The organism is Kocuria flava, assembly GCF_001482365.1.
Lineage (GTDB): Bacteria > Actinomycetota > Actinomycetes > Actinomycetales > Micrococcaceae > Kocuria > Kocuria flava.
Genome location: NZ_CP013255.1, coordinates 46,331 through 69,396, shown reverse-complemented (window position 1 = coordinate 69,396; position 23,066 = coordinate 46,331). Strand labels below are relative to the sequence as shown.

Below are 23,066 nucleotides of genomic sequence, written 5' to 3'. Positions count from 1 at the left end.
CATCCAAGGCACCGGCCCGTGCGCGGTGGGCGCAGCGACCCTCGGCAGTGGTGCGGGGAGGGCAACAGTGTACGACCGGCCGGCGGACATCCCGGCGGTCTGTGACCGCGGATGCGGTGCCTGACGGGTGCGGATTACCGGCGGTGGAGCTCGACCTCGGACAGCGCCACCATCCGGCGCCACCCATCCCCGGCCTCCCGAACCCAGGCCACCCCCAGGTCACCGGCGAACACGTCGAGGACACCCTCATAGAGCAGCTGCCCGTCGCGGTGGACGACCACCGGATCCCCCGGTGACCACACTGTCTCGGTCCCCGCATCCGGTGCGGAGGTGATCTCGTGCGGAGCCGCACGTGCCTCCGGGCTGGTGGCAGTGTCCTCGACCGCGGAGAGGTGAGCAGTCATGGGCAGGCAACTCCTTGAGCGAGGCGAGACCGGGCAGGACGATAAGAGGGCACTCAGGACAACACCCCCGTCTTCCATGGGAAGAAAAGACGAGGGTGCGCCCGCGCCGGCGTGAGCGACCGGCGCGCAGGCGCTGACCCGCCCTCGAACGACAAAGGTCAGTCACCCGGTGCGCCGACCGCAGAAGCCGACGCGTCTCCTAGTCTACCTGGTAGACAGTATGCTTGCCATGCATCGAGGCGGTGAGTCCAGGCCTTACTCGTCCCATGCGCCACCCTTCCCGAGGGGAGGACAAGCGACGATTCGCGCCATTATGGTTGATGTGTCAACATAATGAGGTTCTTGGTAGCGACTGCCCTCAGGGGTTCAGGAAAGGGGTTGTGGTGCGCCCAGCTGGCGTGATCGCCACCGTGGTTGGTGGTCTCCTGGTGGCGGGGGCCGCCGTGTGGCTGGTGCTCTCGGTAGGGGCCGGGCAGCCGACGAGCCGGACGCTCGTGGCGCTGCTGGTGCTGGGGATCGTGGCGCTGGGGGCGGTCTTCTCCGTGCGCTTCGAGACGCAGTCCCATGCCCGCGCTGAGCACACCCACGCCCAGATGCGAGCTCGGCGACGACCCGACCGACCCTTGGGACCCACGCCGGAGACCCCTGGGGATCGCGAGCCACAATGAGGACGCACCGACTGCGCCGGAGCAATCGGTGAGCTCACCGCAACGGCCGGGACTGTCGCCCTGATAGCCGGAAAGCAGCAGTCGAGTCGCCCCGGTCGTGCTTTGACAAGGATCGGCCCTGGACCGATGTGCCTGGGAAAATCGGTGGCGACCAGTTGCGTCCTGCAGAGTGGTGTACGGGTAGCCCGGTGAGCGCGTCGCCACAGACGAAGGCGGTCACCGCGTGATCCTTCGAGTGAACCTTCCACAGCACTCTCGAAGAGGACCATCACGATGACCGCTCCTTCCAGTATCGACCCTGCCCAGTTCCTGCACGAGCACCTCGCCCAGGCCTCTCCGGACCTGCTGCGCGAGATGCTCACGACCTTCGTGAACACCTTGCTCTCGGCCGAGGCCGACACGGTGTGCGGGGCCGCCTACGGGGCGTCCTCGCCAAAGAGGGTGAACTCCCGCAACGGCTACCGCCACCGTGACTTTGACACCCGCACCGGGACCATCGACGTGGCGATCCCCAAGCTGCGGACCGGCACCTACTTCCCGGAGTGGCTCCTGGAACGGCGCCGCCGGGCCGAGTCCGCCCTGACTTCCGTGGTGGCCACCTGCTACCTGCTCGGCGTCTCGACCCGTCGGATGGACAAGCTCGTGCAGTCGTTGGGCATCACCGGGCTGTCTCGCTCCCAGGTCTCGACCATGGCCACCGACCTCGACGAGCACGTGGAGTCCTTCCGCACCCGCCCGCTCGATGCCGGCCCCTACACGTTCGTGGCCGCTGACGCACTGACGATGAAGGTCCGCGAGGGCGGGCGGGTGGTGAAGGTCGCGGTCATGGTCGCCACCGGCGTCAACGCCGACGGGCACCGGGAGATCCTCGGGGTGCAGAGCGCCACGGCCGAGTCCGGCGCCGGGTGGCTGGGGTTCTTCCGGGATCTGGTGGCCCGCGGACTGGCCGGGGTGCGACTGGTGACTTCTGACGCCCACGCCGGGCTGGTGGAGGCCATCGGGGCGACCCTGCCCGGGGCGTCCTGGCAGCGGTGCCGCACCCACTACGCGGCCAACCTCATGGCGACCACCCCGAAGGCCTCCTGGCCGGCGGTGAAGGCGATGCTGCACTCGGTCTACGACCAGCCCGACGACGCCTCGGTGCAGGCGCAGTTCGACAAGCTCCTGGAGATGGTCGAGCCCCAGCTGCCGGCCGTGCACGCCCACTTGGACGAGGCCAGGGCCGACATCCTGGCCTTCACCACCTTCCCGAAGGGGCTGTGGCGCCAGATCTGGTCCAACAACCCCAACGAGCGGCTCAACCGCGAGATCCGCCGGCGCACCGACGTGGTCGGGATCTTCCCGGACCGGACCTCCCTGATCCGTCTGGTCGGGGCGGTGCTGGCCGAGCAACACGACGAGTGGGCCGAAGGCCGCCGCTATCTGGGCCTGGACGTGCTGGCCAAGTCCCGACTGACCCTCGTCAATACCGCCGACACCGATCAGGAGGACACCACCGCCCTCGGCGCCCTCAGCGCCTGACCCCACAAGGATCACGCCGAATCTGTACACCACTCAAAAGGACTTGACCTGGCGACCCGGGCGCCCGGTCCCTTCCATCCCGGAGAGGACGCAGACCCCTGGCGCACCGGAGTCGGGTCACCCCTCCAGGTGGGGTGAGCACGTCCTGGGCGTAAGAGGAAGAGGGGCTCTCTAAGGTGTGAGTATGCGAAAGAGAACTCATGGGTGAACCGATCGTCCATATCGAGGGGTTCCAGATGGTCTTCGGGGACACCACGGTGGTCGAGGACCTGTCCTTCGACGTGGCCGCGGGGGAGACCTTCGGGTTCCTGGGCTCCAACGGGTCGGGCAAGACCACCACCCTGCGGGCGTTGCTGGGGATCTATCAGCCCACCGCCGGGGTCCTGCACATCAACGGGAGGCCCTTCAGCCCGGCTGACGGTGCCCGGTTGGGGTATCTGCCCGAGGAGCGGGGGTTGTACAAGAAGGAACCGGTGGTCGACACCATGGTCTACTTCGGCCAGCTCAAAGGCCTGGACAAGACCGCAGCGAGGGCCTGGTCCCTGGAGTATCTGGAGCGAGTCGGGTTGACCGACAAAGCCAGTACCCGCCTGGACAAGCTCTCCGGTGGGCAGCAGCAGAAGGTGCAGCTGGGGGTGACGATCATGAACACCCCGGAGTTGTTGATCCTGGATGAGCCCACGAAGGGCTTCGATCCGGTCAACCGGCGGCTGTTGATGGACATCATCGAGGACCAGCAGAAGGCCGGGGCGACGGTGGTGATGGTGACTCACCAGATGGAGGAGGTCGAGCGGCTCTGTGACCGGGTGATCTTGCTCAAGGACGGGAAACGCCACGCCTACGGCACGGTCCGGGAGGTCCAGGAGCAGTTCGGCGGCACCGTCTACCGGGTCCACCACACCGGTGTCGTACCAGACTCACACCACTACACGGTGGTCGCCACCGAGCCGGCGGGACAGGGGCAGGTCACCGACCTGGCCCCCGCGGACGGGGCGGGGGAGACGGTGGTGCTGGCCGAGCTGGTCGGGGCCGGGGTGCCGGTGTCCGGGTTCGCCACGGTGCGGACCTCCCTGGAGGAGATCTTCATCCGCGTCTACGGCACCGACAGCCTCCAAGAAGCTGAGGCGGCAGCGGGGGTGGGTGCCTGATGGGCGGCCACAACCTCAAGACCGTTTTCGTCTTCGAGCTGACCCGTACGCTGCGCAAGCGCGGGTTCTGGGTGGCGACCCTGGCGGTGCCGGTGGTCATCGGGCTGATTTTCGCCCTGTCCTTTGTCTCCGGGAGCTCGATCAGTGACTCCGAGGACGCCCAGGCCGACGCCGAGATCTCCTTCGCCTACACGGATGCCTCCGGGCTCATCCCGGCCGAGGCCGCTCAAGCCTTCGGTGGGCGCGAGGCCGCCGATCCGGAGGCCGCGGTGGACGCGGTGCGGTCCGGGGAATTGGACGCCTACTTCGCCTACCCGGCCAACCCTGCTGAGGAGCCGGTCGAGGTCTCCGGGGCCGACCGGGGCCTGTTCGACAACGGGGCCTATGAGGCGGTGGCCGAAGCGCTGCTGAGAACCTCCGCCCAGGCCGCCATCGGCGACCCGGGCCTGGCTGCCGCGGCGGCCGGGGAGGTGGCGGTGGAGGCCACGATCTACCGCGACGGGGACGTCACCGGGGGGTTTACCGAGACAATCGGGCCGCTGGCGTTGCTGGTGGTGTTCTTCCTGGTGATCGTGATGCTCTCCAACCAGATGCTCAACTCCACCCTGGAGGAGAAGGAGAACCGGGTCACCGAAATGATCCTGACCACGGTCAATCCCACCACCTTGGTGGTGGGCAAGATCCTGGCGGTCTTCGCGGTCGGGGCGGTGCAGATCCTGGTCTCGTTGGCCCCGGCGGTGGCCGGTTACGTGTTCTTCCGCGACCGGTTGGCCATCCCCGACCTCGACCTGTCTGACCTGCGCCTGGACCCGTGGGCGATGGTGGTGGGGGTGCTGCTGTTGGTCGGTGGGTTCGTGCTGTTCACCGGGGTGTTGGTGGCGATCGGGGCGATCATGCCCACCGCCAAGGACGCCGGGGTGATCTTCGGGCCGCTGATCTTCTCGATGTTCATTCCCTTCTACGCCATCAGCCTCATCATCTCCGACCCGGGTGCGTTGATCGTCGGGGTATTCACCTACTTCCCGCTGACCGCCCCGGTGACTGCGATGCTGCGCAACGCCTTCGGCACCCTCGAACCGGTCACGGCCGGGATCGTGATCGCCGAACTGTTCGTGCTCGGGATTGTGGTGCTGCGGGTGGCGGTGCAGCTGTTCCGCTACGGCTCGATCGCCTACACCGACAAGCTCAACCCCAAGGCGGTGCTGGCTCGGAAGAAGGCCGCCGGCCGGTCATAGCGCCGCCGGTCTCCTCCGCAGCAGGCAGCCCAACGAGGGCGGCGCGGGCCCCGGCACCTTTGAGGTGCCGGGGCCCGCGCCGTCAGTTCAGGACCAGGTTGGAGGGGTCAGCCTTCGCAGTCTGTGCAGTACTTCAGCCCGTTCTTCTCCCGGGCGAGCTGGGAGCGGTGGTGGACCAGGAAACAGGAGGCGCAGGTGAACTCGTCGGCCTGCTGCGGTACCACGGCCACCGTGAGCTCCTCGTGGGAGAGGTCGGCGCCGGGCAGGTCGATGCCCTCGGCGGTGTCGGCGTCCTCGAGGTCGATCGCCGGGGCCTGCGTGGTCGTGGCGGCCCGGGAGCGGATCGCTTCCAGGGACTCGTTGGCCGGCTCGTCCTCAGGACGGGTGCGCGGGGTGTCGTAATCGGTGGCCATGCGCGGAAGCATGCTCCTTCACAAGGGAAACAAGGGGAGTGGGCTCCGACCAGAACTGCTCCGGCGCCCCCGGTATTCCGGGCCATACCGCGGCCTCAGGCCGGGGCCCGACGGGGTAGGGCCCCCGCACCTTCGCCCATGGTCTTTACCGCAAGCAGGGGCTCGACTCACATGGCGGCCGAGTGTGTCCGGGGCGGCGCCGCGGAGGGGTCGTGGCTGTGGTGGCTGGGGGAGTGCGGTGCTGTGCTGTCCTCCTCGTGGGGGTGGGTTTCGTGCGGGTGGACGGCTGCCGTCATCTCCTGCAGGAAGGCGATGACGGTGGCGGCCTGCTCGGGGGTCAGCCGGGCGGCGGCGGCGTGCATCCGCTCGTGCATCGAACCCAGGGTGGCGCGCACTTCACCGTGGGAGGCCTCGGTGGCGACGATGACCAGGGAGCGTCGGTCGGTGGGGTGCGGGCGGCGGGCGATGTGGCCGCTGCGCGCCAGGCGGTCCAGCAGCGCAGTGGTCGAGGCCGAGGAGATCCCCAGCTTGCCCGCCAGGGCACGCGGGGTCATGGGCTCCCCGGCCCGGTCGGCTTCCATGAGGTAGCGCAAGGCCAGCACGTCCTTCTCACCCATGCCCATGGACTCCCGGGTGCGCCGGCGCAGGTCCTGTTCCGCCCCGCGGTAGGCGCGCAGGGCCTCGAGCACCTCCACCGGGCCCGGGTGGGCGCCGTCGGCGGCGTACCAGTAGCCAGAAGAGGAACGCGGCGTCGTCGTCATACCCAGATGATAGGCGAGCTAACGAGTAGATCAACTAATTGTTAGACAGACTATCGATAGTGTGGTTGGGTAGGTTCTGCCGGTCTTCACCGCTGTGGAGGGCGGAGAAGCCGTCGGAAGGTACGTCATGACCGTGCTCCACGAACACCGCGCCCCCACCCTCGAGCTCGACCCGGGACCCCTGGCCGCGACCCCGGCGTGGCCGGCCCCGCCGGTAGGCCCCGGTTCCGGGGTGGCGGGCACGGCCGGGACCGGGCAGCACGCGGAACCGGCCCACTGTGGCCGGCCCATGGCCGTGCGGCGTCTGGACCCGTTGGTGCCCGGGTGCCGGGCCAACCAGGCCGTGGTGGAGGCGGCCCTGGCCGGGGAGAGAGTCCACGCCTGCTCGTGCGGTTACCTGCTGACCCTGCCCGCCGACCCCGCCGAGCCCTTGTGCGCGGTGGCGGAGCAGCCCGTGTTCGCGCAGTTGTTCCTGAGCCGGGTGCACGCCGCCGCCGGGGCGTTGGAGTCCGTGCAGTGGGCCTGCGACCAGCTGGCCTTGACCCAGCCCGCACCCGAGGGGCCGGGTGGGCAGTGGCTGTACGAGGCCGATCAGGAGTCCGCGGCCTGGGCCGTGGATGCCGCCGAGCTCGACCTGACCGATGCCGTGCGCCTGGCCACCGTCCACGGAGTGCCCGCCCAGCTACTGGTTGAGGCGGCCGAGCATCACCAGCCGGTGGAGACCACCGGTGTCCCGGCAGCGGTGGCCTCGTGAGCCGGCCCGCCCCCTGTGGGGAGCTCACCCTGTCCTGGACCGCCCGGGCCGCTGTGCGGGTGGCCCACCCCGTGGAGGCGCAGGCCAGGGCCGGCCTGGCACGGGTGGCCCGGCAGACCGGGGCGGTGCTGCAGGCCGGGGACGCCGGGGCGTTCACCGTCGAACTGTCCGTGCACGGGCCCACCACCGCCCAGGCCTGCCGGGCAGCCATGGACTTGCTCGCCCACCGGATCCTGCCCCTGTTGCCAGGAGCGCACCTGGCCGACCTGCACCTCGCCCCCGGAGCGGCACCGGCCACCGGCCACGGGCTGCACTCCACCACTGCACCGTCTGGTCGAGAGCACCCAGGGCCCCGCGTCGGGGCGGTGACGGCATGAACCTCACCGACCCGCAGCTCGCCGGCATGAGACCAGGACCCGGCATGACCCGCGCCCCGTTCGAGACCGGCACGCCCGAGGTCACCTCCCCGGTCAACGGTCCCGGCGTCGTGGGCTGGGCGCTGCTGCTCGTCGAAGCCCTGCTGCTGACCATCGCCCTGACCACAGCGGTGCACACCGGCAACCACCAAGTGCTACCCCTGATCATCGTCCTAGCCGCGATCATCACCGGGGTGCTGGCCACCGGCACCCCACGGAACGAACACCCCTGACCCGCCAAGTGCTGAGCCGCGCCTGGCCCCTTGACGTTCGGAACGCCGCTGTTTTCACGGCCGCCGCGGGGCTGGGCCGATCGAGGATCGCCGTAGCACCGGCCTGGTGGCAGGGGAAGTGAGGTGGCATATCCGGTCGAATAAGACCGCCCATGACGGGACCAGAATGAGTAGGCCACAAGTAATAATCACCAGCCGGTACGTTCGCAATGGTGCCGGGCCCGCCCCCGGCGCCGCGGGCAATGGAGGTCTGCCTCCCTCGCAGAGCCTCACTGCCTGCCCACTCGTACGTCGTTGACCGACGGGCGAGGATGCCCCCGCCTGCGGGCGGGGGCATCAGCGGGGCGGGGCCCGCGATCACCACCCCACCCCTTCTGTCGGTCGTTCAGACGCGAGAGCCACAGGGGCTTTCCGGGCACTCCTGTCGCATCGCCCCTCTTCGGCGTTCGGCGTCGGATCAGCGATCGACCTCATCAAAGTCTGCGCTCGACCGCCACCCGGGCGGAGGGAGGGCGAGGGCGAATCACGGCAGGAGCACACGCCCTGCCCGCTCACGGGACTCAGGGCTGGCTGATCCAAGCCTGGGCCGCGGCGCGTTCGTCGAGGCGGAACCGGCGGGTGGGCACGTGCAGGAGCTCGGAGGTCCACTCGGAGACCTTCGCCTCCCAATCCACGTCGGTGACCACCGCCAGGCGCTCGAGCTTCGTCACGTAGCCGGCGGACTTCAGATCCAGCCACAGCGCCTTCGGGGAGATGTCGCCGAAATCGATCTCACCGCGCACCGCGACCATCCGCACACGCTCGTGATCGCGGAGCACCTCGTCGAGGACCGCGCGCATGTGCTGCATCTGCCCGGCGGTGATCCCGCCGTGAGCCTCGAGCGTGACGATATTGGTGCCGGCCTGCACCGTGGTCTCCAGCATGGCGTCCTCCTACCCCGTCGCGGTGGCGTGCAACCAACGGTAGGACTGGGACGGACAGGGCTCAACGAGATGACGACCCCGGCCCAATAGGAGGTGGGAACGGCACAAACGCAGGCGACAGTCGACTGACTTCGCAGCAGGACGATTAAAGGTGCAGGACCCGCGGACGCCGTTGGGTCCTGCCGCACCCCGTTCAACCGATCAGCCTCTTCCAGCGCGATCTCGCCCTGGTGGGTCTGCGTCTGGGGCACCGATAGGCTTTCCCGGTGCCCGAATATGCCCCCCACTCGCATGTGTTCGTCGACGAGTCCAAGGTCGGCGGGTACTACGTCGCCGCCAGCGTGGTGGCCGCCGGAGATGTAAACGCCACCCGTAAAGCAGTGCGGGCGCTGTTGCTGCCGAGGCAGAAGCGGATTCACTTCACCGACGAGCGCGATGACCGGCGCAAGAAGCTGCTCACGGACTTCGCCCGGCTCGACCTGGCGGTGTCCGTGTATGTAGCCCGGGGGCTCAAGGACAAACAGGCCCGGCCGCTGTGCTTGACCGCCTTGGCCGAAGACGTCGCGGTCTGTCGGGTCGACCACCTCTACCTAGAGAAGGACGATTCCTCGTTCGAGACCGACAAGAAGATCCTGGCGCGCACGTTCGCCGGCCATGAGCACCGTCCCCACTATGCCTTCCCGAAGGCGCACGAGGAGCCGCTGCTGTGGGTCTCCGATGCGGTGGCCTGGTGTTACCAGAAGCGCGGACCATGGGTTGGGATGGCGAGCCCGCTGGTCTCCGAGGTCTGCACGCTGACCTGAGATGTCTCTTAAATGCGCGAGCCAGGCTCGTCGAACCGTCCGGATGACTGCCTGGCTAACTTCTCAGGGCTACTGCCCCTCGCCTTCCTCACTATACCCACCGTGCGGAGCGGCGTCACCCCTGGGGGGCCACCGCGCCATCAGGCGACAGTGCCCCCCCTGCCCATAGGGGAGGAGGGCCGAGGTCCAGGGGTGACGCTGCGTAGGTCCAGCCGGTCGTGGACACCACACATCAGCCCCTTTGCACTGATGACTTTACATAAGAATAATTATCGGCGAACGGTCAGTGGGGAGTTCTCGCATCTGATGCAACAACTCGTCCTCCCTGGCCTATGGACGCAGACGGTCCTACAAGGCGGTGGCCCAGCGCAGTCCGAGCAGCTCGAGCGCCTGGACCAGCTCCGGAGTGTCCAGGGCGAGGTCGGTCTCACCCAGAGGCAGCAAGTGGGGGCTGATCCGTCCGTCGTGGGGTTGCTCGAACAGGCACCACAGGCGCAGCTCGTCGCCGTGGCGGGAGGCGAATGCGATGCCGTCGACGTCCTCGTGGAGATACAGGTACTCCGAGACGGCTTGAGTGATCGTGCGGGCCGCACCGTTTTTCAGCAGTGCGGCGTCGAAGTCGTCGTAGCCGACGTCCAAGGCGGCGCCGATGAACCGTGGGTAGAGGGCAGCCACGGTCCGGGCGGTCGTCACCTGGCAGTACCGGCCGCTCAAGATCGCTGAGGCCGCGCGGCGCGGCCCCAGCCACCGGGGGTCCAGGGTGCCCGGTTCGGCAGTGGGATGGTTCTGGGCGTCTTCGGGATCCTCGGCGATCTCGGCGAGAGCATCGGCCAGGTGCGCGTCCTTGCGGGCGAAGGCCAGGACCTCGAGCAGGCAGGCCAGTAGGGACTCCCCCAGGTACAAGGTGCGGTAGTTGCCCTCGGGGTCGTCCCAACGCCCGTGGAAGCGCCCGTCCGTGGCGTGCTCCCAGCCGCTCCAGGCCAGCGGCTCGGGCCGGGAGCCGACTCTCCACACCGGGCCCCGGGGACCGTGGGCGGTGATCAGCCCGGCGCTCATCCGGCCGTGGCTACGAAGGCGCGGGCCGCGGCGGTGACCTCGGCGACGGTCTGCTCCGGATCGCCTTCGCGCAACAGGCGCGCCGGGGCCCGGTCGCCCAGTTGCGGGTTCATGCCGGCGAACCACGCCTGGACGACACCAGGGGCTTCCCGTTCGGCCAGCAGCGCGGCGATGTAATAGGCATCGCGCAGGCGCTGCTTCACCGCCTCCGAGCCGGGCTCGCGCGTGCCCTCGATCCATTGCCGCACCGCACGGGTCTCTTTGACCCCGCCCAGATAAGCCACCAGGCGCGCCCCGAGGATCTCGCGCAGCCCCTCAACGACCTGCGGAAGAGGCCACCGGTGCGAATCGCGGTGTGCCTGAAGGTTCGCCCGGGGTGCCATGGGTGCGGTGGACATACCACCATCATGCCACGTCACCACCTGAATCCCGAGGGAAATCCCGCCCCAAATCACACTCTGAGTATCACCGACCTCCAAGGCTGTTCCGCGCCGACGATGCGTAAGGGCAGGTCTTATGGGGTTTTGCTCATGTCGCGGGACTGGTGGCCGACGACTTCCCACTGGCCATCGTGCTCCTCGAGGTAGAGGGTGATCTGCCGACGGCAGACGTCGTGGACGGTGGTCCCGTCGCGGGTCTTCCAGGTCCATTCCACGGTGTAAGCGCGGATGGCCTTGTCCGGAGCGACGTCCTGATTGAGGTCGCCTTGGACGGGGACGATGCTGGGCGCGCTGTACCCCTGGTGTTCAGCGGCCGCGAGCCACGGGGCGCCTGCTGCGTTGCGTTCGGGCTCGATCTGGTTCGCGGCCCAGTCGGGGGACATCAGTGGCTTGGTCCGGATCGCGGCAGCGGTCTCGGTGCGGTCGGTGGTGGTGTCCCAGGAGTGGAGCATCAGGGCGGCGACTTCGGCGGTGGATTCCACATCGGTGCGGTCGGCATCGTCCGGGGTGGTGAAAGCTCCTTCGCCCAGCTGCGGCGGCGCGGTAACGACGGTGGTTTCTGGAGAATTCTGGTGGGCCTCGCTGGGCGAGTCGCAGGCGGCAAGCGGCACCGCGCACAGCAGCAGGGCTGCGGCGAGGCGGTACGGGTGGCGCGTCATCTCGGCCACGCTCCTTTCTCTTTGAGGATGGGCTCGGGGTCGAGGTTGTGCCCTTGGTAGGGAAAGACGAGATCGGGGGCGTCAGGTTTGTAGATCTCGAAGTGCAGGTGGGTGGCCATGCCGAAGCGTCCGCGGTTGCCCTCGATGCCGATGATGTCCCCGCGTTTGAGTTTCTGGCCCTTGGTCACGTCCCAGGAGTGCAGGTGGCAGAAGGCAAAGCCGAAGTCGGGTTCAGGCCCGTTCTCCTTGGCGATGACGCAGCCATCGGTGGCGTTGAACCCGGTGATGCGCAGGGACGTGGGGGCAACGACGACTCCGCCGTTGCCGTTGCCGGCCCCGGGGGTGGCGATGTCCACGCCCACGTGCTGGTTGGCCCAGGAGGGGACACCGGTCAGGGCGCGGCCGCCGTAGCCGGAGGTGAAGACTCCGCCGGGCAGGGGGGTCGTCCATTGCCCGTCACCGAGGTCGCCGTCCCAGGTCCTCGAACCGGTAGGAGCTTCGCAGTCGGTGGAGAAGGTGGACTGGGCGCCGTCGAGGATTTTCGCGATGTACTGCTGGGTCTCCGGGTAGGGCGGGACGCCGTGGTGCTGCTGTACCGCACCGGGTCCGGCGTTGTAGGCGGCCAGGGTCAGGCGCACGAGCTCGTCCGGATCGTTCCCGGCGATGGGTTGAACTTGGTTCTTCAGGGCTGCCATGTAGCGGCCCAGGGCGGCGATGGCGGCATGCGGGTCGAAGGGGTCTCCGCCGTTGCCGTAGGTGGCCCAGGTGCCGGGGGTGAACTGGGCCAGGCCCTGGGCGCGTGTCCCGTCCTCGAGAACCGGGCCCAGCACCTCAGGGTTCCACCCGGATTCCTGAGCCAGTTGCGCTGCCACCAGGCTGGTGGGCAGTCCGGCCTCCTGGGCGGCCGCCTCCACGAGCGGCGTCCAACCGTTGGGCACGCCGGCCACCTCGTCCTGCTCGTCGTGGCCGACGGTAGTGACGGTGCAGCTGGCGGAAATGGCGTTGGCGTCTTCTTCCTCGGCCAGGGTCGCCACGAGCATGGTCATGGCCATGACCAGTCCCACCGACAGGCTCAGGAGGAGCAGCGCCGCCGCACCGAGGGTTCGGGGGCTGGGCCCGGTCATCAGAAGCTCTGGGAGACCAGAGCCGCGGCACGAAGCCAGGCCCGGCGGGTGGCCGGGCGGAGTTGCCGGTGGTGGATACGGCCCTGCACCAGGTGTGGATCGAAGGGGACGATGGCCACCTCACGCACGAACGGGGCGTACTCCTGAGCAATGGCGTGGGCCTTGGTGCTGTGTGAGGGCAGTAGCTCGGAGATGACCACGACGGCGTTGCGGGCCAGGTCGGCGGCATGGGCGCCTCCGGCGTGTAGCGCCTTGAGGGCGTTCACTCCGCCTTGGGCTTTGTCGGACTCGGTGGTGGTGGCGACGACGATCTGGTCAGTGTGGGCGATCATGTGTGCCCAGTTCTCGCCCCGAGTGGAGTTGCCGCTGTCCATGATGACGAGCCGGTAGTACTTCTCGGCCACCCGGTGCAGAGCGTCCACCTCGGCCCCGGTGATCTCGTGGGTGTTGGACGGTGATTCATCGGAGCGCAGGACGTCGTAGGCGTCCTGGGCTTGGTGGTGGACGAAGGCTGCCAGCTCGGCCGCCTTGGCTTCGGCGGTGAGGAAGTGATCGGCGTGGGTGAGGAGGTCTAGTGCGGTGGCGTCGTGGCCGGCGCCCTCGGTGCGCCACCCGAGGGATCCCATGGCCTCGTTGTTGTCCCAGGCGAGCACGCCGGCCCCGCCGTGGCGGGCGAACTGGGCGGCGAGCAGGGCTACGGTAGGGGTTTTGTTGGCCCCACCCTTCTGGTTGACCACCGCGATGGTGCGGGATCCGACCCAATGCCGTGAGACCGCGGCCAGGTCTTCTCGTTCGGCGACTTCCGCCGGCCCAGGGGTCAGATGCAGTCCCATCCGGTTGAGCATTCCCCGCCAGCCGTGGATGGCGGGTGCCTCGGCCAGGGAGCTTTCGGTGGCGATGAAGCTGGGGGCGGAGTCGATGCCCATGACTGTCGTATCTGACGGTGGTGGCGCAGGCGTGCTGGAGGGCATCGGCGTCGCCTGAAGGGAACGGGGCTGCGACGCGTTCTCGGAAGTCTCATCGACGATGGTGGAAGGCAGCGGGTCGACTTCCTCGAAGGGAGAACTTTCGGGCTCGGTCAGCCCTGGTTCCGGGCCCAAGGCGGCGGGCACAAGCTCCTGAAGGCTGACCGCGCGCCCGCCTCGACGCCCGGTCCGACAGGGGCGGGTGGCCGTCTCGTCGGTGGAGATATCCCCGTCAGGCCCCACGACCAGATAGGTCTCGAGATCGTTCTCCGAAGACGGGTCGACAGCCACGACCTTGACGGGCCGGCCCAAGGTGCGCGCGGTTTCGGCCAGATAGGCAATGGCACCGTCCATGGAACCTAAGGAGGTCTCCACGCCGTCGATGGAGACCTGGACAGTGTCGTCGTCGGTGATCGTTGCGGTGCATCGCGGACGATCGAGGGCTTGGGCCATGGGGGGTGCCTTTCGTCTCAGTCGGTATCCCCCACTCCGAGGTTGGGCTGCGGGGAGACGTTGTAGTGAGCACGCAGGTGCTCCTTCACATCGTCCCGAAGGATGATCCAGTGCGAGCCCAGCTGGATGGCCGGCACCCGCCCATCCCTCAGCCACCGGTAGGTCACCGTGGTGCTGGACAGCCCCAGAACCTCGGTCAGCTGGGCCACGGTGAGTCGCTCGGGCAACCCGTTGAAGAGTCGGTCCAGCGACTCAGTCATGGAGAGCACTCCAGCGATCACAGCGGCTCCGGTACATCAGAGTGGGAAAAAATCGCTTACGGTTGCACACCTTAGCTCCAATCTGCCTATAGTTGAACATGTTCAATTCGATTTCGTGGGTGCACCACGGGGATGCGCGTCAGTGCATCGGATTCAACTTAGGAGCCTAGATGGGCAATCGGTGGACGGAGCTCGTCGCACCGGGGGCGGGAACCCCATCGCTTCCGCTCCTGCAGGAGGCCCCTGCTGAGCCGGCCCCCGTACTTCGGGGGGCACAGACTCCCCAGCTCGGCATTTCCGCACTCGACGATGACAGCCGGCTCGAACGATTCCTCGCCTCCTCGGTAGGCGTACTGGTTAGGTGTTGCGGGGCATGCCCGGCCCCTGCCAATAACGTCATGCCCTCTTACAGTTAGGCGCCCATGGCGGAGCGGGAGAGACCACCTTCCGGGAACTGCTGGGCGGTGTCGAGTGCCATCACCGGTGGCCGTCTCCGGCCCCAGGAGCACCTGCTCCCGTTGTTGTCCTCCTCGCCCGGCAGACGCACCGAGGGCTGGAAGCAGCTCGACGCGCCGCCCAGGATTGGGCCTCCGGACAACACCGGGAAGTAGTGCTCGCGGGGCTGGTGATCGTGGCCGATACCCCGGGCAGGACCCCCAAGTCCCTGGCAGCAGCGACCCGGGTGATCGCCGGCGGCGTCCCCTCCACCTGGGTGGTGCCGTGGATCGAAGAGCTCCGGCTCACCGGAGCCGTGGACTGGGAGTCCATGGCCTCGGAGCCGAGAAAAGTCCTCACCGCCCTCGGTGAGGCAGTCGATGAACTCATCTCCGAGAGGACCCCCCAATGATCGATCTCGTGCTGGCTACCCAAGACACCGTGATGGCCCTGCCGGCCGCCCTGCCCGACTCCAGCCCCCTGGCTCCTCCCGGCATCGGTGACACCTGGAACCGCATGGTCGGTGTTGGCAAATGGATCGCCCTGGGCATCGCTGTGCTGGGGCTGCTGGTCGTCGGCGGAAAGATGGCCTTCGACGCCCGGCGCGGGGAGACCACCGAAGAGGTCTCCGGGATCATCAAGATCGTCCTGGCCGTGGCCCTGATCTCCGGTGGTGCCTCGATCCTCTCCTTCATCTCCGGGGCATGACCTCTGGCCTCCGCAAGACCAACCCCCCGCATCAGAGGAGCAGCAGGTGACAGATCAGATCGAGACCGACGACAACAACACCTGGTGGAAGGCCCCCCGCTTCCTCATCTCAGCCGTCCTCGTCGCGCTGCTGATCGTGCTGGGAATCGTCCTGTGGCTGTGGCCCGACGGTGAAGAGCCCACCCAGGCCGCCCCGGCACCGGCCACGACCGCCGAACCGGTCTCGGGCGAGGAGTCGGTGTGCGGTTTGGACGCCACCGGAGGCACCACGCTCACGAAAGCGCCCGAGGACGTCGAATGGACCGCTCTCGGGGCGATCTACGCACCGTCCTCGGAGAAGCACGGGCCTGGCACCGTGGATGAGTCCACCGGCGTCCGCTCCTGCTACTCCCACACCCCCGAGGGCGCACTTCTTGCCACCACGAACATCCTGACTTCGGGCAATGACCCGCAGCTACTGCTGGACACCATCAAAGCGCAGGCCGTGGACGGCCCGGGCAGAGACGTGGCCATCGGCCAGGTCCAGCAACGACTGAGCTCAGGTGACACTGCGACAGTTCCCTTGGAAGTCGGCGGTTTCCGGCTGCTGTCTTACACCGCAGACAAAGCGTCCGTGGAGGTCGTCGTTGCCGCCGACGACGGCAACGAGGACATCTACATGACCACCGGCGTTGACCTCGTATGGACGGAGGGTGACTGGCACGTCTCCTTCCAGGAGAACGGCGATCCCGGCCCGGTGTCCGGTCAGGTGTCAGACCTGAGCGGGTACATCGAGTGGGGTCCTCACGATGGCTGAGAAAAACAACTGCAACCCCATCGACGTCATCTGTAAGACCAAGGAGGGCATCAGCAGCACGCTCAGCGGGGCGGCCGGGGATGCGCTGGATCAGATCGCGGACGGTGTGACCTCGGCCGTGGTCGACACGATCGCCTCCCTGGGGTCGATGTGGACCACGGTTGGTAGCGCCAGCCTCACTAGCGAGAACGGCGGCGCTGCCGAGGCGCCGGTCCGGGGCGCGTTCAACGATCAGGTCGATCTGCTGCTGAGCTACGCGAGCTGGATCGGGCTGGGGGTGTGCGTGTTCGGGGTGCTGTTCCTGGGCATCGTGCTGGCCACCAACGCCCGCCGCGGCGACGGGGCCGGCCTGGTCAACACGGCCACCGTGCTGGCCTCCGGGGCGGCGCTGATCGGTGGGGCCACCAGCTTGATCGGTTTCCTCGTCCCTGCCCGGGCGACAAACCTGTCCGGGTCCGTGGGGTTCATCCAGGACCAGACCTTCTACCTCACCCTGGCCGTGGCCGCACTCAGCGTGATGATCGCCGGGGCTCAGATGGCCTGGACCCAGCGCGCTGAACCGGCCCGGGACCTGCTGAAGAATCTGCTCACCCTGGCCGTGGTGACGGCCTCGGGGGTGACGATCCTCAACGTCCTGGTGGCTGGCACCGACGCCCTGGCCGTGCAGATCATCGACTCCGCCATTGGGGAGGATTTCCAGACCGATGTGCTCAAGCTGTTGGCCCTGGACAACGCCACCAGTACTGGGGCGGCGGATCCGGTGTGGTTGGGCGGCAACGTCATCCTGATCATCGTCGGCGGGGTGGTGGCGATCATCGTGAACATCATCCAGTTGATGCTGATGGTGCTGCGCACCGGGATGCTGTTTTTGATGGCCGGGATCCTTCCGCTCTCGGCCGCGTTCCTGAACACCGAGACGGGGAAGAACTTCTTCCAGAAGGTCATCGCCTGGACCCTGGCCTTCGCCTTCTACAAGCCGGCCGCCGCGTTGATCTACGGGTTGGCGATCAAGATGTCCACCACCGGGGTGTGGGAGGACTCCGGCAGCGGGCTGATCCAGTTCGCCGCCGGGCTGATGATGATCGTCGCCTCCGTGTTCGCCCTGCCCGTGCTCATCGGCTTCCTCAGCCCCGTGCTGGGCTCGATGTCCTCCTCCGGAGGTAGCAGCGGCGGGGCGCTGGGGATCGCGGCGATGGGCGCGGCGATCCCGCAGGGAGCCTCCCACCTGGCTCGCTCGGGACGCGGGTTCGGCTCTGACTCCTCCTCCACACCGGCCTCGAAGAGCGGATCAGGTTCCGCGCCCGCTGGTCCGTCGCCAGCTGCAGGTGGGGCCAGCGGCACCGTTGGGGCCAGTGCCACGGGCACGGCGGGCTCCGCTGGTGCTGCGGCGGCCGGCGCTGCAGCTGCGCCCGTGGCGGCGGGTATGGCGGCCGCCACCGCCGTGCAGAAAACCGGGGAAGCCGTCTCCCAGGCCACCGAGTCCAGCGCAACGGCGGGCACCTCCAGCACCGGAGGAAGCACCGGCGGCACCGGTGCGGCAGGCGCGGCTTCGACGGGCAGTACCCCCGGCCAGGACGGTGCGCAGAAGTCCGCTGCGGGGACCGGGGCGCAACCGGCCACAGGCCCCGGGGCGGCAGGGGCAACGCCCCGTCCCGGAGCTGGGCCCGCTTCGAGGACAGGGGCTCGTTCCACGCCGGGGTCCGGTGCTGGTGCAGCACCGCCGCGCTCCGGGGCCCGCCCCACGGGACCCATCGGCGCGGGACAAGCGGCGAAGGCCGTCCAGCAACAGGCGCGTGCGTTCAAGGCGCAGATCGCCAACGAGACCGGAAACGAGGCCCGCCCTGATGGCGCAGACCGAAGCTAAAACCGAGAACCGTCCGCGGGTGTACGGCAACTTCCGCACGCCCACCTCCAAGGGCCTGGCCGGGCTCTCCACCGCCGGCACCGTGCTGCTGATCGGCGGGGTGGTCGGCGGGATCCTGCTGATGATGCTCAACCTGTGGCTGGTCGCCCTGGGCTTCGAAGCAGTGATCCTGGTCCTGATCGCGCTGTCCATGAGCAAGAACAAGCACGGACGCACCCTCATCGAACGCATCCTCCGTCGGGCCGGGTGGGCCAACACCGTCTACGCCGGGGCCAACGTCTACCGGGCCGGGCCGGTGTCCCGGGTACCTTCAGGGACCACGAAGCTGCCCGGGATCTCGGCCCGGTCCACGATCACCGAGCACGTCGACGGCTACGGCCGCCCCTTCGCCCTGCTCGAGGTCCCGCAGAAACACCACTACACCGTGGTCTTCTCCTCCGAGCCCGACGGCGGAGGCATGGTCGACCAAGAGCACATCAACCGGTGGGTGGACCGCTGGGCGCACTGGCTGGGCATGCTCACCGACGAGCCCGGCCTGACCGCCGCCTCGGTGACGATCGAGACCGCCCCGGACTCCGGATACCGCCTGGCCCGCAAGATCGAGGCGCGCATGGCCGACAACGCCCCGGCCTTTGCCCGCGACGTCATCAACGAGACCGTGCAGATGCTGCCCACCGGGGCCACCGTGACCCGGGCCTACATCGCGGTGACCTTCAAAGCCTCCGTGCGGGCCGGCGGACGCATCCGCAACGCCCAAGAGGTCGCCGATGACCTGGCCGCCCGGCTGCCCAACCTCACCCTGTCGCTGAACGACACCGGGGCCGGCGTAGCCGCACCATTGACCGCACAGCAGCTGTGCGAGGTCATCCGGGTGGCCTACGACCCGGCCGAGGCCATCCTCTTCGACCGGGCCCACGCCCAGGGCGTGGCCCCGGAACTGGACTGGAGCGAGGTCGGCCCCCAGGCCGCCGACACCTTCTGGGACTCCTACCACCACAACAACTCCTGGTCGAAGTCCTGGGCAATGTCCGTGCCCCCGCGCTCCACCATCCAGGCCAACGTGCTCCAAGCCCTCATCGCCCCGAACCCCGAGCTGGTGCGCAAGCGCGTCACCCTGCTCTACCGCCCCATCGACCCCGCGAGGGCTGCCCAGATGGTGGAGAACGACATCAACACCGCCACCTTCAACGCCTCCTCCCGCAACCGCGCCACCGCCCGGGACACCCGCGAAACCCGCGCCGCCCAAGCCACCGCCGCCGAAGAGGCCGACGGGGCCGGGCTACTGAACTTCGGGCTCGTCGTCACCGCCACCGTCCGCTCCCGGGGCGAGCTGGACGAGGCCGAGGCCATCATCGAGAACCTCGGCACCTCGGCGAGGATCCGCCTGGAGGAGGCCTACGGCGCCCAGGACTCCACCTTCGCCGCCGGCCTGCCCCTCGGTGTGGTCATCCCGGACCACCTGGCCCTGCCTTCGACCGTGAGGAACGCCCTGTAGATGGCCACCACGAAACGCAACCAGATCATCCTCCCGGAAAGCCGGGGCAACGCCTCAACCACCGTCCTGGACCGAGCGTTGACCCGCACGAAGCTGGGCAAGGTGTTCGCCAAGCCCCGACGCACCGGCAGCACCTCGGTCACCGCCAAGCCGCTGGGGCGTCCGGGCCCGCGGGGTCACAAGGGCCGGGGACTGGGCGAGGCGCAGCTGCTGCACCCGATCCGGGAGATGCGCGGCACCAACTACCAAGTCTGCGGGCTCTTCCCCTTCCCCATGGGCGGAGGCTCCCCGCTGGAAGGCGTCCCGCTGGGGCGCAACCTGCTCTCCGGGGAGCCGGTGTGCTGTGACCCGATCTCCTGGTTCCAGAAGCTGCGGGTGATCGCCAACCCCTCAGCCTTCATCATGGCCAACCCGGGGCTGGGCAAGTCCTCCCTGCTGCGCCGGATGGCCATCGGGCTGGCCGCCTTCGGGGTGTGGCCGATGGTCCTCGGCGACATCAAGGGCGAACACGTCGCCATGATCGAAGCCCTCGGCGGGGCCGTGCTGCCCTTGGGGCGCGGGGTCGGCCACATCAACCCGCTCGACGACGCCGGCGCGGTCGCGGCGGCCAAACTGCTCTCGCCCGCCAAGGCGGAGGAGCTGCTGGCCGATCTGCACACCCGGCGCTTCGACCTGATCCGGTCCCTGATCGCGATCCTGCGCAAGAAGCCGCTGGACGAGCGCGAGGACCAGATCCTGGACCGGTGCCTCACCGTCCTGGAAGCCCGCCACACCGTCTCCGGCACGATCCCGGTCATGGCGGACCTGCGCCAGGTGCTCAAAGACAAGCCCGTCGAGGTGCGCGAGGTCTCCCTGGATCGCGGCAACGATGCCCGCTATGACGAGATCACCGAGGGCCTGGAGTCCTCGCTGAACTCCTTGTGCGGGACCGGGGCCTTCGGGCAGATGTTCGCCCGCCCCTCCACCAACAAGATCGACGCCTCAAGACCGATGGTCTTCGACCTCTCGCGCATCTCCCAGTCCGAGTCCGACCTGCGGGCAGCCACCCTGCTGGCGTGCTGGTCCATCGGCACCGGAACGGTGCGGACCTCCAACATGCTCGCCGACGATCGCGTGATCGAACGCCAACGCTTCCTGCTCATCCTCGATGAGCTGTGGAACACCCTGGCGGCCGGACCCGGCATCGTCGATCAGGTCAACGCCCTGACCCGACTGAACCGGGAGATGGGGGTCGGACAGATCATGGCCTCCCACACCCCCTCCGATCTTCTGGCCGTGCGTGGTGAAGAGGACCGGGCGAAGGCCAAGGGCATCATGGACCGCTGCGGGATCAAGATCCTCGGTGGGCTGGCCAAATCCGAGATGTCGCTGCTGACCGAGTCCGTGCCGCTGTCGATGCGCGAGCAGGAACAACTCGCCGCCTGGCAGGACCCGCCCGCCTGGAACCGCCGGGGTGATGAGGAGATCCAGTACACCAACGACGACGTGTACACCCCCACCGACGCATCGGCCATCAACGAGGCCGAGCTGCGGGCCTGGCTGGAAGACCCCGCCAACCGGGAATGGTACTTCGACGACCGCACCACCTCCCCGCCGCCGGGCCAGGGGAAGTTCTTCATCAAGGTCGGCGCGAGGGCCGGGATCCCGTTCTCGATGGAGTTCACCCCCACCGAGCGCCGCTCCCAGGTCCACGACACCGAGAAGAAGTGGCACGAGGCCAAGTCCCGCGCCGCCCAGGAGAGGGGCGAACGATGAGCTCCCTGGACCGCAAATACAAGACCGGCGGCGGCGAGGTCGCCCTACTGCTCACCCTGCTCTTCGCTCTGGTCGGTATCCCCGCGATCCTCTACGTGGTGAACACCGCCGGACATGCCCTCACCCCGCGCACCAACCCGCTGCCCACCGGGTACTGGGAACGGTCCCTGGGTGTGGTCACCGGAGACCTTCCGTGGCGCACCACCGAGATCGTCCTGGCCGCCGCCCTCGGGCTGGTGGCGGCAGCACTGGTCGTGCTGTGGGGTCTCACACGCCACCAGAAGGCCCAGAAGGTCGTCAAGCACGACCGCGCCGCACCGCGCATGGCCTCGGTACGCGACGTCGCCCCCTTCACCCAGAAGCAGGCGATGGCCAAGGCCGTGCGCTTCGGCGTCGACACCCCAGGGGTGATGCTCGGGACGATGGTCCGCGGTGGCCACACCCTCTACGCCTCTTGGGAGGACACCCTCCTGCACATCTGGGGCACCCGTACCGGCAAGACCACCTCCCAGGCGGCCCCGTCCATCATCGAGGCCCCGGGCCCGGTGATCGCCACCTCCAACAAACGCGACCTCTCCGACCTGACCCGCGACCTGCGCGCCGAAGGCGGCGACGTGTGGGTCTTCGACCCTCAGGGAGTCGCGGGGGAGGCCCCGACCTGGTGGTGGAACCCGCTGACCTACGTCACCGACAGTGAACGCGCCGCCGAGATAGCGAACAACTTCGCCGCTGGCTCCCGAGACGTCGGCGCCAAGGGCGATGGTCACTTCGACTCCGCCGGCAAGGACCTCCTGGCCGGACTGCTGCTCGCGGCCGCCGTGGGCGGGGAGCCCATCGAGCGGGTGCACTACTGGCTGACCCGCTCCACCGATGAGACCCCGGCACTACTGCTCGATGAGCACGGGTTGACCAAGGAAGCCGACTCGGTGGCCAGCACGATCCAGCAACCGGAGAAGTACCGGGGCAGCGTCTACTCCACCGCCCTGCAGATGGCCGCATGCCTCAAGAACGAGAAGATCGCCGCCTGGGTCAACCCCACAGGCCCCAACGACGATCGCCCGCAGTTCGATCCCCAGGCGTTCGTGCGCGGCAAGCACACCCTCTACGCGCTGTCGAAGGAAGGGGCCGGCACCGCCGGTCCCCTGGTCACCGCGCTGACCGTGGCCACCGTGACCGCCGCCGAGGAACACGCCGTCACCCAGACCGGGGGGCGGCTGGCCAACCCCATGCTCTGCGTGCTCGATGAGGCCGCCAACGTCTGCCGCTGGATGAACCTGCCCAACCTCTACAGCCACTACGGGTCCCGCGGCATCGTGGTCTCCACGTTCCTGCAGTCCTGGTCCCAGGGCGTGGACGTGTGGGGCGAATCCGGGATGCGCAAGCTGTTCTCCACCGCCAACGTCGTCACCTACGGCGGCAACGTCAAGGAAGAGGGCTACCTGAAGATGCTCTCCGAGCTGATCGGCAAGTACACCTACACCTCCGTGTCCTCCTCGAGGCAGAAGGACAGCGGGTCCACCTCCCGCCAGGACGCCACCGACGACATCATGTCGGTGGCTGACCTCTCCGCCCTGCCCAAGGGGAGGGCCGTAATGTTCGGCTCCGGGGCGAGGGCCGTGCTGCTGCGCACCATCCCGATTGACCACCGCCCCTACGCGGAAGCGTCCAAGGCCTCCGAAGAGGCCCACAACCGCCCCACAGTAGACACCGTCGATCACGAGCCCACAGCACCGGCTGCCGAGCCAGTGGCGCCTGAGCCGGGACTGTCGCTCTAACG

The 23,066-nt window shown here is 68.4% G+C and carries 24 protein-coding genes and 1 pseudogene; 15 read left to right on the top strand and 10 right to left on the bottom strand.

Annotated elements, in window-relative coordinates; translation table 11 throughout:
* Positions 1-134: 134 nt before the first annotated feature.
* On the bottom strand, positions 135-404 hold the full coding sequence (locus AS188_RS16000; protein ID WP_058860055.1) for a hypothetical protein: 270 nt from the start codon (positions 402-404) through the stop codon (positions 135-137).
* Positions 405-784: 380 nt separating this feature from the next.
* On the opposite strand from AS188_RS16000, the gene AS188_RS15995 reads away from it, so the two are divergent.
* The 4 genes from AS188_RS15995 to AS188_RS15980 all read left to right on the top strand — a co-directional run bounded on the left by AS188_RS15995 (position 785) and on the right by AS188_RS15980 (position 4,976).
* Positions 785-1,072 carry a hypothetical protein gene (locus AS188_RS15995; protein WP_058860054.1) on the top strand — a complete coding sequence of 96 codons (288 nt, stop codon included), beginning with the start codon at positions 785-787 and terminating at the stop codon, positions 1,070-1,072.
* A gap of 273 nt (positions 1,073-1,345) precedes the next feature.
* Complete coding sequence (locus tag AS188_RS15990; RefSeq protein WP_058857745.1) at positions 1,346-2,593, top strand: IS256 family transposase; 1,248 nt, start codon at positions 1,346-1,348, stop codon at positions 2,591-2,593.
* A 200-nt stretch (positions 2,594-2,793) separates the two neighbouring features.
* Complete coding sequence (locus tag AS188_RS15985) at positions 2,794-3,741, top strand: ABC transporter ATP-binding protein (RefSeq protein WP_058860053.1); 948 nt, start codon at positions 2,794-2,796, stop codon at positions 3,739-3,741.
* Positions 3,741-4,976 (top strand): ABC transporter permease, encoded by a 1,236-nt coding sequence (locus AS188_RS15980; RefSeq protein WP_058860052.1) that lies wholly within the window; start codon positions 3,741-3,743, stop codon positions 4,974-4,976. Before AS188_RS15985 ends, AS188_RS15980 begins: the two co-directional genes overlap by 1 nt.
* A 107-nt stretch (positions 4,977-5,083) precedes the next feature.
* Here AS188_RS15980 and AS188_RS15975 read toward each other — a convergent pair whose 3' ends face one another.
* Both AS188_RS15975 and AS188_RS15970 read right to left on the bottom strand, forming a co-directional pair.
* Entirely contained in the window at positions 5,084-5,389 is a 306-nt protein-coding gene (locus AS188_RS15975) for a DUF4193 domain-containing protein (RefSeq protein ID WP_058860051.1), read from the bottom strand.
* 167 nt (positions 5,390-5,556) lie between these two features.
* Positions 5,557-6,150 carry a MarR family winged helix-turn-helix transcriptional regulator gene (locus AS188_RS15970; RefSeq protein WP_083529627.1) on the bottom strand — a complete coding sequence of 198 codons (594 nt, stop codon included), beginning with the start codon at positions 6,148-6,150 and terminating at the stop codon, positions 5,557-5,559.
* Between the two features lie 127 nt (positions 6,151-6,277).
* Here AS188_RS15970 and AS188_RS15965 point away from each other — a divergent pair, with 127 nt between their 5' ends.
* From AS188_RS15965 to AS188_RS15955, 3 genes are read left to right on the top strand one after another with little or no spacing between them, the layout of a single operon-like run.
* On the top strand, positions 6,278-6,904 hold the full coding sequence (locus AS188_RS15965) for a hypothetical protein (RefSeq protein ID WP_058860050.1): 627 nt from the start codon (positions 6,278-6,280) through the stop codon (positions 6,902-6,904).
* Entirely contained in the window at positions 6,901-7,281 is a 381-nt protein-coding gene (locus AS188_RS15960; RefSeq protein WP_058860049.1) for a hypothetical protein, read from the top strand. Before AS188_RS15965 ends, AS188_RS15960 begins: the two co-directional genes overlap by 4 nt.
* Positions 7,278-7,553, top strand: a complete 276-nt coding sequence (locus tag AS188_RS15955; protein WP_143709973.1) for a hypothetical protein — start codon at positions 7,278-7,280, stop codon at positions 7,551-7,553. The genes AS188_RS15960 and AS188_RS15955 overlap by 4 nt, the downstream gene beginning before the upstream one ends.
* Before the next feature lie 560 nt (positions 7,554-8,113).
* Here the strand turns inward: AS188_RS15955 and AS188_RS15950 are convergent.
* On the bottom strand, positions 8,114-8,476 hold the full coding sequence (locus AS188_RS15950; protein WP_058860047.1) for a SpoIIAA family protein: 363 nt from the start codon (positions 8,474-8,476) through the stop codon (positions 8,114-8,116).
* Between the two features lie 266 nt (positions 8,477-8,742).
* Between AS188_RS15950 and AS188_RS15945 the strand changes: the two genes are divergently transcribed.
* A complete protein-coding gene (locus tag AS188_RS15945; protein ID WP_143709972.1) occupies positions 8,743-9,279 on the top strand; it encodes a hypothetical protein in 537 nt (178 codons plus the stop codon).
* 348 nt (positions 9,280-9,627) lie between these two features.
* Here AS188_RS15945 and AS188_RS15940 read toward each other — a convergent pair whose 3' ends face one another.
* The 6 genes from AS188_RS15940 to AS188_RS15915 form a co-directional block, all read right to left on the bottom strand.
* Positions 9,628-10,335, bottom strand: coding sequence for an RES family NAD+ phosphorylase (locus tag AS188_RS15940; RefSeq protein ID WP_083529626.1), 708 nt, complete (start codon positions 10,333-10,335; stop codon positions 9,628-9,630).
* Positions 10,332-10,733, bottom strand: a complete 402-nt coding sequence (locus tag AS188_RS15935; RefSeq protein ID WP_058860044.1) for a hypothetical protein — start codon at positions 10,731-10,733, stop codon at positions 10,332-10,334. Before AS188_RS15935 ends, AS188_RS15940 begins: the two co-directional genes overlap by 4 nt.
* A 116-nt stretch (positions 10,734-10,849) precedes the next feature.
* On the bottom strand, positions 10,850-11,434 hold the full coding sequence (locus AS188_RS15930) for a hypothetical protein (RefSeq protein WP_058860092.1): 585 nt from the start codon (positions 11,432-11,434) through the stop codon (positions 10,850-10,852).
* Entirely contained in the window at positions 11,431-12,558 is a 1,128-nt protein-coding gene (locus tag AS188_RS15925) for a transglycosylase SLT domain-containing protein (protein WP_058860043.1), read from the bottom strand. The genes AS188_RS15930 and AS188_RS15925 overlap by 4 nt, the downstream gene beginning before the upstream one ends.
* On the bottom strand, positions 12,558-13,976 hold the full coding sequence (locus tag AS188_RS15920) for a MinD/ParA family ATP-binding protein (RefSeq protein ID WP_058860042.1): 1,419 nt from the start codon (positions 13,974-13,976) through the stop codon (positions 12,558-12,560). The genes AS188_RS15925 and AS188_RS15920 overlap by 1 nt, the downstream gene beginning before the upstream one ends.
* 17 nt (positions 13,977-13,993) lie before the next feature.
* Positions 13,994-14,236, bottom strand: a complete 243-nt coding sequence (locus tag AS188_RS15915; protein WP_143709956.1) for a helix-turn-helix domain-containing protein — start codon at positions 14,234-14,236, stop codon at positions 13,994-13,996.
* Between the two features lie 421 nt (positions 14,237-14,657).
* Here AS188_RS15915 and AS188_RS17795 point away from each other — a divergent pair.
* The 7 genes and pseudogenes from AS188_RS17795 to AS188_RS15880 form a co-directional block, all read left to right on the top strand.
* A pseudogene (locus AS188_RS17795) lies at positions 14,658-15,083 on the top strand (DUF6668 family protein); the annotation flags it as partial.
* Positions 15,080-15,379 carry a hypothetical protein gene (locus AS188_RS15905; protein ID WP_058860039.1) on the top strand — a complete coding sequence of 100 codons (300 nt, stop codon included), beginning with the start codon at positions 15,080-15,082 and terminating at the stop codon, positions 15,377-15,379. The pseudogene AS188_RS17795 and the gene AS188_RS15905, both read left to right, overlap by 4 nt.
* A 46-nt stretch (positions 15,380-15,425) precedes the next feature.
* Positions 15,426-16,175, top strand: coding sequence for a DUF8175 domain-containg protein (locus AS188_RS15900; RefSeq protein ID WP_058860038.1), 750 nt, complete (start codon positions 15,426-15,428; stop codon positions 16,173-16,175).
* Positions 16,168-18,039, top strand: coding sequence for a TrbL/VirB6 family protein (locus AS188_RS15895; protein WP_058860037.1), 1,872 nt, complete (start codon positions 16,168-16,170; stop codon positions 18,037-18,039). The genes AS188_RS15900 and AS188_RS15895 overlap by 8 nt, the downstream gene beginning before the upstream one ends.
* Positions 18,020-19,534 (top strand): SCO6880 family protein, encoded by a 1,515-nt coding sequence (locus tag AS188_RS15890; RefSeq protein WP_083529624.1) that lies wholly within the window; start codon positions 18,020-18,022, stop codon positions 19,532-19,534. The genes AS188_RS15895 and AS188_RS15890 overlap by 20 nt, the downstream gene beginning before the upstream one ends.
* Positions 19,535-21,289 (top strand): ATP/GTP-binding protein, encoded by a 1,755-nt coding sequence (locus AS188_RS15885; protein ID WP_058860036.1) that lies wholly within the window; start codon positions 19,535-19,537, stop codon positions 21,287-21,289.
* Complete coding sequence (locus tag AS188_RS15880) at positions 21,286-23,064, top strand: type IV secretory system conjugative DNA transfer family protein (RefSeq protein ID WP_058860035.1); 1,779 nt, start codon at positions 21,286-21,288, stop codon at positions 23,062-23,064. Before AS188_RS15885 ends, AS188_RS15880 begins: the two co-directional genes overlap by 4 nt.
* Positions 23,065-23,066: the final 2 nt, after the last annotated feature.